Source organism: Pantanalinema rosaneae CENA516 (genome assembly GCF_050753385.1).
GTDB lineage: Bacteria > Cyanobacteriota > Cyanobacteriia > Leptolyngbyales > Leptolyngbyaceae > Pantanalinema > Pantanalinema rosaneae.
The window spans coordinates 90576-102443 of record NZ_JBLZFZ010000010.1 but is presented as its reverse complement, the minus strand read 5'-3'; the positions used below and the strand labels follow the sequence as shown (position 1 = coordinate 102443).

At 48.6% G+C, this 11868-nt stretch carries 9 protein-coding genes and 1 other RNA gene; all 10 read right to left on the bottom strand.

The window, feature by feature from the left end; all coding sequences use genetic code 11:
• Positions 1 to 4: 4 nt before the first annotated feature.
• The 10 genes from ACN4EK_RS08040 to trpC all read right to left on the bottom strand — a co-directional run bounded on the left by ACN4EK_RS08040 (position 5) and on the right by trpC (position 11762).
• On the bottom strand, positions 5 to 1849 hold the full coding sequence (locus ACN4EK_RS08040; RefSeq protein ID WP_431657325.1) for an aspartate kinase: 1845 nt from the start codon (positions 1847 to 1849) through the stop codon (positions 5 to 7).
• A gap of 281 nt (positions 1850 to 2130) precedes the next feature.
• An RNA gene (gene rnpB / locus ACN4EK_RS08035) (RNase P RNA component class A) lies at positions 2131 to 2514 on the bottom strand.
• Between the two features lie 30 nt (positions 2515 to 2544).
• Entirely contained in the window at positions 2545 to 3237 is a 693-nt protein-coding gene (locus ACN4EK_RS08030) for a hypothetical protein (protein ID WP_431657324.1), read from the bottom strand.
• 5 nt (positions 3238 to 3242) lie between these two features.
• The gene (gene corA / locus ACN4EK_RS08025) at positions 3243 to 4466 is read right to left on the bottom strand and encodes a magnesium/cobalt transporter CorA (protein WP_431657323.1); all 1224 of its coding nucleotides are present in this window, start codon (positions 4464 to 4466) and stop codon (positions 3243 to 3245) included.
• A gap of 494 nt (positions 4467 to 4960) precedes the next feature.
• Positions 4961 to 5656, bottom strand: a complete 696-nt coding sequence (locus ACN4EK_RS08020) for an FHA domain-containing protein (protein ID WP_431657322.1) — start codon at positions 5654 to 5656, stop codon at positions 4961 to 4963.
• 207 nt (positions 5657 to 5863) lie between these two features.
• The gene (gene rfbF, locus ACN4EK_RS08015) at positions 5864 to 6673 is read right to left on the bottom strand and encodes a glucose-1-phosphate cytidylyltransferase (protein ID WP_431657321.1); all 810 of its coding nucleotides are present in this window, start codon (positions 6671 to 6673) and stop codon (positions 5864 to 5866) included.
• Positions 6674 to 6763: 90 nt separating this feature from the next.
• Positions 6764 to 8332 (bottom strand): SDR family NAD(P)-dependent oxidoreductase, encoded by a 1569-nt coding sequence (locus tag ACN4EK_RS08010; RefSeq protein ID WP_431657320.1) that lies wholly within the window; start codon positions 8330 to 8332, stop codon positions 6764 to 6766.
• Between the two features lie 466 nt (positions 8333 to 8798).
• Positions 8799 to 10214, bottom strand: coding sequence for a coiled-coil domain-containing protein (locus tag ACN4EK_RS08005; protein WP_431657319.1), 1416 nt, complete (start codon positions 10212 to 10214; stop codon positions 8799 to 8801).
• Between the two features lie 208 nt (positions 10215 to 10422).
• Positions 10423 to 10686: a DUF5340 domain-containing protein gene (locus ACN4EK_RS08000; protein WP_431657318.1), complete on the bottom strand. Its 264-nt coding sequence runs from the start codon at positions 10684 to 10686 to the stop codon at positions 10423 to 10425.
• A gap of 155 nt (positions 10687 to 10841) precedes the next feature.
• Positions 10842 to 11762 carry an indole-3-glycerol phosphate synthase TrpC gene (gene trpC / locus ACN4EK_RS07995; RefSeq protein ID WP_431657317.1) on the bottom strand — a complete coding sequence of 307 codons (921 nt, stop codon included), beginning with the start codon at positions 11760 to 11762 and terminating at the stop codon, positions 10842 to 10844.
• Between the last annotated feature and the right edge of the window lie 106 nt (positions 11763 to 11868).

Below are 11868 nucleotides of genomic sequence, written 5' to 3'. Positions count from 1 at the left end.
AGGTTCAGGCAGGAACTTGAATCTTCTGACTCCCCGATAGCCCAAACGCGGTATGGATGATCTGTAAGGCTCGGACTCCATCCGCTTCGGCAACCAGACAACTGATTTTAATTTCTGACGTGGCGATCATCTGAATGTTAATTTGTTGCTTCGCTAACGCCTCAAACATCCGAGCCGCGACCCCCGGTTGATTCACCATCCCCGAGCCAACGATGCTGACCTTGGCGATCGCTGGATCAACCACAATTTCGCTAAATCCCAGTTCCGAGGCAACGCTTTCTAGAGCTGAACGAGCCGCTTCGGCATCCATCTGGGCGACGGTGAAGGCAATGTCCCGAGTGGTTACACCCTGCATTACTCGGCAGCGTTGGGACTGAATAATCATGTCCACACTAATATTGTGGCTTGCCAGGAGTTGAAACACTTTAGCCGCCATACCGGGTCGATCGGGGATATGGCGAATGGCGAGACGAGCTTGTTTCAGATCAAGTGCCACTCCTCGCACCGGTGGTGGCGGGGTAGGAATATGAGGTAGATCAGTGGTTTCGTGGGGGTTCGGGTCTGCCAGGGGCTGATGTAGGGCGGATTGTTCCACATTAAACACCCGACAGAGGGCCGCGATCGCGCGATCACAATCATTCTGGGCAATCACACAACTGACTTTGACCTCTGAGGTAGAGATCATTTGAATATTGATGCCTGCCTCTGCCAGGGTGGCAAACATCTGGGCGGCGACCCCAGGACGACCAATCATCCCCGCTCCTGCGATCGCTACCTTCGCAATCTGTTGCTCCACCATCACCTCTGCCCCATCCGGGGAGACTGGCAGACCGCCACACAGAGCGGGAATAATGGCATTAGCGACGGCTTCGGCGCGGTTGAGGGAGTCTTTGGTAACCGTAAAGGCAATATCGTTACTATTGCCTTCGTGAATGGACTGAATAATCAGGTCAACGTCCAGATCCTGGGAGGCGATTTCTCCGAACAAGCGGGCGGCGACCCCGGGACGATCGGGGACTCGCAGGAGGGAAACCTTTGCTTGATCCGTATCAAACTCCACCCCATCGACTGCCCGGGTGAGTTCTAGTCCTTCTAATGAACGGGACTGTGGTATGGAGGAGATCACCCAGGTTCCTGGTTCATCGCTCCAACTCGATCGCACGACTAAGGGAACGCCAAAGTTCCGGGCAATCTCAACCGCCCGGGGATGTAAAACTTTAGCGCCCAGACTGGCCAGTTCCAGCATTTCATCTGAGGTGATCTCGGTCATCAGTTGAGCATCGGGCACCAGCCGGGGATCGGTGGTGAGAATTCCGGGCACGTCGGTGTAAATTTCACAAAAGTCGGCTTTTAAGGCTGCGGCAAGGGCAACGGCAGAGGTATCTGACCCCCCTCGTCCCAGGGTAGTGATCTCTAAATCATTGGTGCTGCTGATGCCCTGAAATCCGGCGACAACAACGACCGCTCCTTGATTTAAGTGGCGTGTCAGGCGATCGGTTTCAATCCGTAAAATCCGGGCGCGGGTGTGTTCTGCCTCCGTCACAATGCCCACCTGGGCTCCAGTTAGGGAAATAGCAGGTTGTCCCAGTTCCTGAAGTGCCATGCTGAGGAGGGCAATAGACACCTGTTCTCCAGTGGACAGTAGCATGTCCATTTCCCGCCGACTGGGATTGGTTGAGATTTCATTTGCTAGTTTAACTAAACCATCCGTTGTCTTACCCATTGCGGACACAACGACAACGACCGTATTACCTGCTTCGACCGTTCGCCGCACCCGTTGAGCGACCGCCTGAATGCGATCGACGCTACCAACCGATGTTCCCCCGTATTTTTGGACAATTAACGCCATAGCTCACCCACCAACCCAAGAAGCTTAACCTTAACTCTATTAGTAGCAATCCTAAAATCATCGATGTCTTGAGCGGAAGCCACATCAGGATGAACCTTGAACTGTCAGCATTGCCTCTGCGATCGATGGTTTAGGATCACTCATTCCATATTCAGTCCAGATTAGTATTAAACATCAACTGGTGGGATCAGACACGTTTCTATTGCAGAAATCAGTGTTGCTTGACACTGGCTGGAGGGGAGCAAGCCGCCTATTTCGGGTGGAACGCTGTAATTTTTTAAAGAGAGAGCAGGTCATAAGCCGGGTTCTGTCATCTGACTGACGGGCAGCCAGGGGACGGTTATCTATCTGGGATACTTGTTACCAAGCACCTCAAGCGGACTCACAGGGGCGTACCCCTGCCGAAGCTGGTAAAAGACCAACCGTTGCTCCTACTGCCTTGCTTCCAACCGGGGTTTACCGAGCCAGTACCTCTCGATACTGCTGGTGCGCTCTTACCACACCCTTGCACCCTTACCTGTGAGTGAATCACTCCATCGGCGGTATGTTTCTGTGGCACTATCCTCACGTTCACACGCACTGGACGTTATCCAGCAAGTTTGGTCTTTCGGAAGCCCGGACTTTCCTCGAACGAAGTGATCGTTCGCAACCGTCTCGCCTCCTCTCTCTGGTATTAGTTTAATCGTTCAAGCAGGCTATTTGGGATTCCAGGGTAGTCCGGCAGTCCAGGGTAGTTTAGTCAGAACGAAGCGACAGAGAATATGGACACGATCGCCCCCTAAAGTTCTGACCGGCCCAACCAACCGCAAGGCTAACTCAAGGAAAAATTCTAACTCCTGTTTTTGTTGCATAAAGCGAGCGTATTTTTTTTTGTTCGCATCTGGGCCTTTAGGATGATTCAGCCCTTTAATGTCCACTAACACTTTGACGACTTCCAGTTCCAACGCGACCGGAATTTTAGGATCTGGATCTCGGCGCTTCAAAACATCTTCAGCCGTAATCGTTTCTTTCAAAGTGGTGTTAGGCGCGATCGAGCTAAAAGCTTGCTCTTGAAACAGGTCTAATGTGCTACCTGGAACTAATCGAGTTACCCGCCGCGATCGTCCTTCAAAATCGGTTAGGGCACAGTAATCCCAATCTACGTAAATTGAATGGGATTTAGACTTATTACTAATGCTAATGGCTAATTGTTTAAGCTTATCGAACTCATACCGCTTCTCAAATTTAAAGCTAACTCCTAAGATGTTTTGTAGCGATAAATTTTCTAGTTGTTGTTTAAGTAACGCTTCATCTAATCGAATTGTATATTCATCATTAAACGCTCTGATGATCCAAAACAGGAAGAAAGCAATGCACAATAAATATCCTGTAAAAATAATCAGTTGCATAGTCGTTACCGACGACGAATCGCCTGAATAAATTTTCTGGCAGGTTTATCACTATAGCCTTCTTGAATTGTGGTAATTGTGGAAAAGTTTTCAAACCAGCCTCTACGCCAGAAAAAGAAGACGAGCAATAGTCCAGTAATGAACATGGCTCCCAGGCAAATTGGATATCCCCAGTACCAATCTAGCTCTGGCATATTGAAAGGAGATTTTTCCGGATTAAAGTTCATGCCGTAGACTCCAGCAATAAAAGTGAGAGGAATGAAGATCGATGACATCACGGTAAGAAACTTCATCACTTCATTCATCTTGTTGCTAACAGAAGATAAATAAACATCCATCAAGCTAGATGCTAGCTCCCGGTAAGTTTCTACCATATCTAATACTTGAATTGTATGGTCATAGCAGTCTCTAAAATAAATTCTGACTTCATGGCTAATCAAATTACTACCATCTCGAATCAGTGAGTTAATCGCGTCTCGTTGTGGCCAAATAGCTCGGCGTAAGGTGAGTAATTCCCGTTTAAGCTCATGAATTTTTTCTAGGGTTTGTCGCGAGGGATTGGCAACAACCTCGTCTTCTAATTCTTCTAGCCGTTCCCCATAGGATTCTAAAACTGGAAAAAACCCATCAATAATGGAGTCAATTAAGGCATAGGCAAGGTAGTCCGAACCATTTTTCCGAATGAGTCCTTTGTTCATGCGAATTCGTTCCCGAATTAAGCCAAAAGAATCATATTCTGGTTCCTCTTGAATCGTTAATAAATAGTGTTGACCTAAGATGAAACTCACCTGCTCACTGAGAAAACCTTCATCATTTTTCTTCAGTGTTACCATGCGAGTGATGACCAAAAGTTGGTTCTCATATTCTTCAACTTTAGGACGCTGTGGCACATTGACAACATCTTCTAAAACCAGAGGATGCAGTGAAAAGATCTTGCCAATCCGTTGCATAATATCTTCACTTCCCAACCCTTTGACATCAACCCAGGACACAGATGCTGTATCCAGGTGCGGGGCACATTCTTCCGGTGCAGTGAGTTCCAGTCGAACGGCTTTATTTTCGTTGTAGTCAATCAAGACAATAACGGGAGGTGCGGCATCAGGGTCAATTTCTAGGGTTCCAGGAGCGCTACCTGGTTCGTCATAGAAGTAATCGACATAGGAATCATCATCATCAGAATCATCCTCGACTATAGGATCGGGATTAAGCCGGAACCGATTTTCAACCATATCAGTGTGCCTAAGATGCGATTTAAATGACTATCCTACTCTGTATCTTCGTCAACAGATCTGACCGCTAATGAATACGATCGCGATGAAAGAGGGTTAGAAAGGTGCTAACCATAGCCTGAAATTCAGCGATAGTTTGAAAATAGTTCTAACTCATCGATCGCCTCCCTGCTGTTTCAACGTCTAATAGTTTTGAAGCTACCACCTTTTATTCCGTTGAATGCTGGATCGGCAAAGTAAGCAGAAAGGTTGTCCCTTTGCCTGGATCTGAGTTTAACCTCACTTAATCACCCTGTTTGCCTATGACAATTTCCTGGCTAATCGATCAGCCTAAATTACTACTGAATGTCATAACCAATTAATTTCTCTGAGTAGCTAATTAATGAGCTTGACCAGTGCTGTTGCAAAATTTGTATGAATGGGTAAATCACCTCGCACCGGGGCTTGTCCGGCTGAACCAGCAGGTGATAATTCAACTTATTGAGTAGAATTGACTACCGCTTTGTGGTTTTAAACAGGATTTCCGGCTCTTCTAAAGCTGAGTAATCAATGAACCCTTCCATGCGGGATTCTGAGGCTGTAAACCGAGCCAGAACTTCGGGATGAATGGGTTCGATCGATCGCACACCACGGCTGGTAAAAAACGTGAAATCAATGCTACCGACTCGCACTAAGTCACCATCTTTTAGGAGCTGGCGTTGTTGAATCCGTGTACCGTTAATAAACGAGCCGTTCATGCTATTCAGATCAATCAGATGAAAGCCGACATTTGGCACGTATAGAATCACCGCATGGCGACGGGACATGGCACGATCGCGTAATGGTAAGGCGGCATCCCGATTCCGTCCCAATGTCCAAACCATCTGGGGCTGAACCAGAGTTTGGGATTCCCCTAATAAATTTGTTACCAGGTAAACCCGTTGTCCTTGCACCATGCCCTGAACGTATCTCAGGGTGGATGCCTCGGCTGTGGCAACATAACTGGCACCCTCTGATTTTTCTGGGGGCAGGTCAATTAGTAAAGTGGGTGCTTTAGTAAAGGCGACATCTTCGCTGTCACTATCGCCACTGTTAGAAGCTAAGGGAAAGTCGATGGGGGCATCTTGATCAGTCGTTGGGGGAGTGGCTGCCAGTGTAAGCTCACCAGCCAGTTGCCTGTGAAATTCAGTTGAGCTTGAATCTGAGTTCATTGGTTACTCCCAAGACATTCCATCGTGTGACACTTGTCATTACTCTACGACCGCTGCTTAGAATTGCTCTCTGTCCTAAGGAAATTGATATCTCTTAGTCAGAACTTATTTCCTTACAAGGGGTCGAGTTTAGAATGCCCTGGGAACACGGTGTACTAACGTATACTGATAGCTTGCGGTTAAGAAATTATTACGTTAGGTGAGAGATTAGCTGTCGAGGCGGTTCCAAATCTGCCATGCCGCTTTACCATTGGCACATAGTTTATTCAAGTGTTCTAGCTCCCGGTAAGTATCCATACATTGCCAAAAGCCATTGTGCTGATAAACGACCAGTTCGCCTAACGCTGCCAGGGTTTTTAGAGGGGCGGCTTCAAACACGGTCTCATCTCCTTCAATCAGGTCTAGCACTTTACGATGAAGGACAAAATACCCCCCGTTAATCCACCCTTCACTGGTTTGGGGCTTTTCCTTAAACACATTGACGGCAGCATCCTCGATCACTAATTCACCGAATCGTGAGGGCGGACGAACGGCCGTCACAGTCGCCAGCTTCCCGTGGCTGTGATGGAACTTAACCAGTTCTTCGATATTGACGTTGCATACGCCATCCCCATAGGTTGCCATGAACAAATCACTATCCATTTGTCGCAGGTAGGGAGCCATCCGTTTGAGCCGCCCGCCGGTCATGGTTTCCTGTCCGGTATCAATCATCCAAATTTTCCAGTCGGCTTCGTCGTTGCCATTGCCGATTTTCCTGACTTCCTTGTTACCTAAATCAAGCACAATATCGTTATGGTTCCAGTCGTAGTTGTAAAAATACTCCCGAATCACTTCGCCCTTATAGCCCAGACATAGCATGAAATTCTTGTACCCGTAATAGGAGTACGTTTTCATGATGTGCCAGATAATCGGACGATCGCCCACTTGAATGATTGGCTTCGGACGAAATTCGGTTTCTTCTCGTAGCCGGGTGCCTTTTCCACCACAAAGAATAACTACAGGAATAGAGTTGTTCATGTGCGCCTCAAGCGTTAGTTAAGTGAAGGGGGAAGAACGATCGACTGGATATACGCTAGAGTTCTTCCCTTTAAGCCTCGAACAAGGGGATTACAACGTAGCCGCAACGCGATCGCTGGCATCCTCGGATAACCGAGAGCGCATTTGAGCGACTTCAGCCTGAATTGACGGTAAGGTTGCCAGGACATCGAGTAGTTCCTCGCACTCTTGCACCGCAACATTGCAGTCCTTCAGGACATCTTGGTTCAAGCGATCGCACAGACTTTGCACCAAAATCTCAACGATATCCTGATAAGCTTCTAGCTTCAGATCTCCTTGTTGAAAACGTTTGGGATTCACGCCCCAGCGCAGAATTTGCAGAGCTTTTTTCGGAGAAGCTTCCAGGAAGTTCGTTTTGGCAACGTGCCGAATTACCTCTGCTAACCCTTGCTTGAGGTTGGGTTCCGGCACAGTCAGGTCATCACACAGGGCTTGCAACGTTTGTAACTGCTGATCCAGGGTGGCCGTAGAGAATGGCACCAAATCGGCAACAATCATGTCACCGGAAGAACTGATCGATGAGTTATATGCTGTTTCCAGGGCATTGATCAGGGTATTAATGTCAATTTGATCATCCCAATCAACCTGTCCCAGGAAAAAGGATTCTTCATAACCGGGTTGCACTCCCTGGAAGTAAATGGGCAACTCTTTTCCAGACTCAATAATCTTGTAGAGTGCCACTTCCAGGCTTTCCGTCGGCCACCCCAAGTTACGCACCAGCAAGAACTTCAGGCGATCGGGCTCAGACAGCACCAAGCCGTTAAGTAGCAGATGCACCGCTTCGCCCACGTTTTGTCCGGCGACATAGCGATCGGGCGCATGGATATTCACTGGTAATCCCTGTTCGACCCTGCCACTAATTTGCTCGCACATGGCACTGTTTTCCAGCATGTGGGTGAACCGCACCATGCCGTAGCGCACTTGCCCCACTTGAGTTGCCTGGGCAAACAGCCACTCTGCTACTTTTTTAGAGGCAGCATAAACTTCGGCTGTGAAGTAACGCGAGGCTTTCCCAGTCGAGGAGAAAATACATTGGTGTACGCCAAACTCCTCACACAGGCGGATGATATTCACTGTGCCAAAAATGTTGCTGGTGATCGTTTCCCGAATTTGTTTTTCGGCTAAACCGGGATGGCGTTGAGCGGCAACATGGAAAACAATTTCTGGTTTCTCTATCTCAAAAATCTGCTTGCTAGTAGAATAATCCCGGATGTCAGCGGCATAGAGCGCAACATTTGCAGCTTGCCCCGCGATCGGCTGGAGTGCCTTATCGCCTGAACAGCGAGCCTTATCAATAGAAACAATTCGCTTCGGACCTAGCTCCAATAGTTTATGAATTAAATAAGTCCCAACGCAGCCCTCACCACCCGTCACCAATACCACTTTATCCTGCAACTCGCGCCGCACCTCGGCTTCGTAAAGGTGTAGCGGACGTGTCCATGCTTCATAGAATGGATCACCCTGTAACCGCCCGGTAACTTGATAGGCGCGGATTAAATCTTGGGTTAATTGCCGTAACTGTGCTAAAACGTCAGGATCCTCGGGAGGAGGTGAACCGGGTGGAACAACCTGCTGCATGCGTTCAATGATGTCGCTGATCGTCAGGGGTGCAGTTTGCATGGTTTGAGTCATCCCCAAAATATGGTTTGATGTTTTTCTTTAACAGTCAAGCATCCACCGAATGTATGGGCTTCTACTGAGTCTGTGCCAAGGTATTCCGGCAAGTTTGTCGAAGTTTTACAAACTTCTGAGATTTTGTAAAAATTTAATGTGACTAGCATTACCAAAATTTGAACAGTTCCGGGTTTTTACTTGGATGATGCAGATGCGTCCGCCTTAGGACGATTGGCGACCTAACGGGAAACCTTAAGCGAACCGCCAATCATCTGGATTCAGTTAGGAGGGAAGTGCATCGGATCTAGAGACTAGATCTTCCAGCCATAGAGTACCCTGAGAAAAAGCCGCTGTCACAGAGTATGTCTTTAAATGAAGAAAAATTTCTACGATGATGGTTGCAAGCCAGGTAAAACCGTTATTTGTAAAGAAATATAAAAAACTGTTTGTAGCCAGCTTCGACTTTGTCAGTCTATGAACCGACTCGATGGCGATTCCGGCGAACGAGAAAATCAGGTAAGTCGATTTTAATGCCGCGATTCAACTGGGGAGACGTTGAAGGGAGATGTCGGAAATCTGATTCAGGCGGTTCTGGGGTGATTGCTTGGAGGGCGGTGAGTAGCTCTGATAGTTCGCCAGAAGCCGTTGGCAGGGCTTGTTCAACGAGCTCTTTGAATTTTTGTACTTGCGCTTGATGGTTAAAATACCGATCTTTCCAATGTTGAATGGCGGCTTCATATTCGCTAGCCTGCTGGACTTGCTTGAGAATTTGCTCTTGCATGTCAGCCGTTTGCTGCTCCAATTCAGCGACCCGAACCTGGTGTCGATCGCGCTCTAGTTCCAATTCCTGACAAGCATGTTGCAACATCGCCTGAGCGGTGGTTTGGCGGGAGATCTGAATTTCTAGCTCTTCAACTTGCAGGTGCGCTGCGGCTAATTCGCGATCGGTGGAGGGTTCCCGGTTGGTTCGTTTCGTGGTTTGGGCTTGATGTAGATGATCAATTAACGCCTGTTGCTCTTGGAGGGCGGCATGGGCGCGGTGTAGCTCGGTTTCCAGTTGATGCACCGCCGTATTGCGGGCGAGTAATTGCTGGGTGAGATTGCGAACCTGTTCCTCGGACTGGTTTAACTGAATTTCCAGGCTACTCGATTGAGTCCGGGCGGCAATCACTTCCGCCTCTAGTTGCATCAATCGGGCTTGTTGGGCATCAAACGTGGTTTGTAATTCGGTCAGTTGATGTTCGAGATGGGTCTGATGTGCCTGAACCTCCGCCCGATCGCTGGCAATGCGACTGCGTAAATCCTCTAGCTTATTTTGTTGTGCCTGCGCCTGAGCTTCAACACTGGTGAGCAGATCATGCAGCGATTGATCCCGTTGTTGCGTTTGATTTTGCTGGCTTTCTAGAATCTGTTGTTGTTGAGCCAGTTGGCGCTTTAAGTGCGCGATCGCCTGTTGTTGAATGTTGGCGATTTCTTCGGTAGAAGCTAATTGGTTTTCCAGCAGCCGTTGATCGACCATTTGCAGGCGCAGTTCATGCAGCGACTCCAGGGACTGATCCAGGGCTTGCTCCAAATGGCGAATTCGTTCGACCTGTTCATGGGCTAAGGATTGGGCCTGGGTAAGTTCTGCTAACAACTGTTGCTGCTGCTGATCCCACGCCTGCTGGTGCTGTTGCAGTTCGGCGGCGGATTCCTGCTCTAAGCGATGGATGATGGCTGGCATCGCCTGGTTGACTTCGCGTCCACTGGTAAGAGATTGCACATTCAACCGCTGCTTGAGTTTTGAGAGGCCAGTAAAGTGCGTCGCTTTGTCAAACAAGCTGAGTTGGTCAAAACTGACCGCTTCCCCGACAGAACAGGAATTTGCCACGACATCCGGTTCAGACACCAGGAACCTCCCAAGGGTGATCAGCTACCTACGGCAATCGGCACGATCGCGATTTCACTGATCGTACCCGTAAGTACGTTATCTGAGGCAGTCAACGCTCCAAGCGAAACTTGGAATTTTGGATAACCACAGTACGAGAAACTGCACGAAATTGCAAGTTCCGACTATACGTGGAGAACAGCATTCTGGGCACAAACTCAAGAAATCTTTAAGATGCCGCATTCTGATGCTCAGCTTGATTTGGGGCATCTGCCTTATTCAGTGACCAACGATAGTCGATCGCCAAATGATGCCGCTCACATGCTTCTTCCAGTTGTTTTTGTTGCGCCAACGCTTTCCGCAGGGTAATGATTAATTGCTGAACTTGTTCCTGAATTGCTGACTTACGAACTACGGACGACATGGTTTGGCGTTCCAGGAGTTGGAGCAGTAGTTCGTAATGAATATGAGAGGGCAGAGGAATGGGTTCCATAAAAACTAACCTACCTGTAATCGAACTTAGTATGGTGTGAGAGTAGAGCGTTAGCTGGGGCGATCAGTCAACTAGCTTTGCGGTCAGGGGACTGATATCAATTCAGCCCCCCACTCAGGTACAAAGCCTAGGGTTTAGCCTGTATCAAACCGTTTCTATGGAAAATTCCCGGTTCCGATGGGAGTTGTGACCAGGGGATCGAAGAGTTGGGCTAATGCCAGTCCTGGATCCGGTTGTTTCACCAATGATTCGCCAATTAATACCGCCTGAACCCCGGCACTAGTGACCTGCTCTAAATCGCCTGCTGTAAACAGCCCGGATTCGCTGACGACAGTAATTCCTCGCGTTTGAATCTGGTCTTGCCGCTCAGCTATTAAGCGACACGTCGTTTGCAGATCAACCGAGAAGTCTTCTAAATTCCGATTATTAATGCCGACCAGTTGTACGCCCTCTAATGCCAGTACGCGATCGAATTCTGCTAATGTATGTACTTCAATCAACGGAGTCATACCCAGACCCATAGCAATTTTCAGGAAGTACTGTAAGTCTTTATCCGACAGAATTGCCGCAATGAGCAGGACGGCATCGGCTCCATGCGCCCGTGCCAAATACATCTGGTAGGGGTAGAGGATAAAATCTTTGCAGAGTAAGGGCAGGTGGGTGACGGCACGAATCCGAGCCAGATTTTCAAAGCTGCCCTGGAAAAATTCTGTGTCTGTGAGTACCGATAGGCAGGAGGCTCCTCCCCGATCGTAAGCCTGGGCGATCGCCACTGGATCAAAGTCCTCCCGAATCACCCCTTTACTGGGGGAGGCTTTTTTCACTTCGGCAATCACCGCCGGTTGCGTTCTGCCTGCTTGCAAGGCGGCTAAAAAGTCGCGGGGTGGGGGGAGATCCCGCACCTGTTTTTGCAGTTCTAGCAGCGGTTGGCGCTCCCGCATTTGCTCCACTTCGTCTTCCTTATGCCAGACGATTTTTTCAAGGATGTGACGGGGATCCGCATCAGGGACAGCCACTTGGTATCGCAGTTCCTGCACAGAAACGACAGGATTAGGACGACGACGACGAATTTGCATAAGTAATTCAGTGGACAGTGAACGGTGAACTGAAGCTTGACCAGTGGTGAGGAGCCTAATCCCTGAATCAGAAATTCTGAATCAAAGTTAATTTGAGCAGCCATAG

Excerpts from the sequence above, each read along its gene's own strand:
- ACN4EK_RS08040 (WP_431657325.1), bottom strand. The coding sequence starts at position 1,849 with ATGGCGTTAATTGTCCAAAAATACGGGGGAACATCGGTTGGTAGCGTC.
- ACN4EK_RS08030 (WP_431657324.1), bottom strand. The coding sequence starts at position 3,237 with ATGCAACTGATTATTTTTACAGGATATTTATTGTGCATTGCTTTCTTC.
- corA (WP_431657323.1), bottom strand. The coding sequence starts at position 4,466 with ATGGTTGAAAATCGGTTCCGGCTTAATCCCGATCCTATAGTCGAGGAT.
- ACN4EK_RS08020 (WP_431657322.1), bottom strand. The coding sequence starts at position 5,656 with ATGAACTCAGATTCAAGCTCAACTGAATTTCACAGGCAACTGGCTGGT.
- rfbF (WP_431657321.1), bottom strand. The coding sequence starts at position 6,673 with ATGAACAACTCTATTCCTGTAGTTATTCTTTGTGGTGGAAAAGGCACC.
- ACN4EK_RS08010 (WP_431657320.1), bottom strand. The coding sequence starts at position 8,332 with ATGCAAACTGCACCCCTGACGATCAGCGACATCATTGAACGCATGCAG.
- ACN4EK_RS08000 (WP_431657318.1), bottom strand. The coding sequence starts at position 10,686 with ATGGAACCCATTCCTCTGCCCTCTCATATTCATTACGAACTACTGCTC.
- trpC (WP_431657317.1), bottom strand. The coding sequence starts at position 11,762 with ATGCAAATTCGTCGTCGTCGTCCTAATCCTGTCGTTTCTGTGCAGGAA.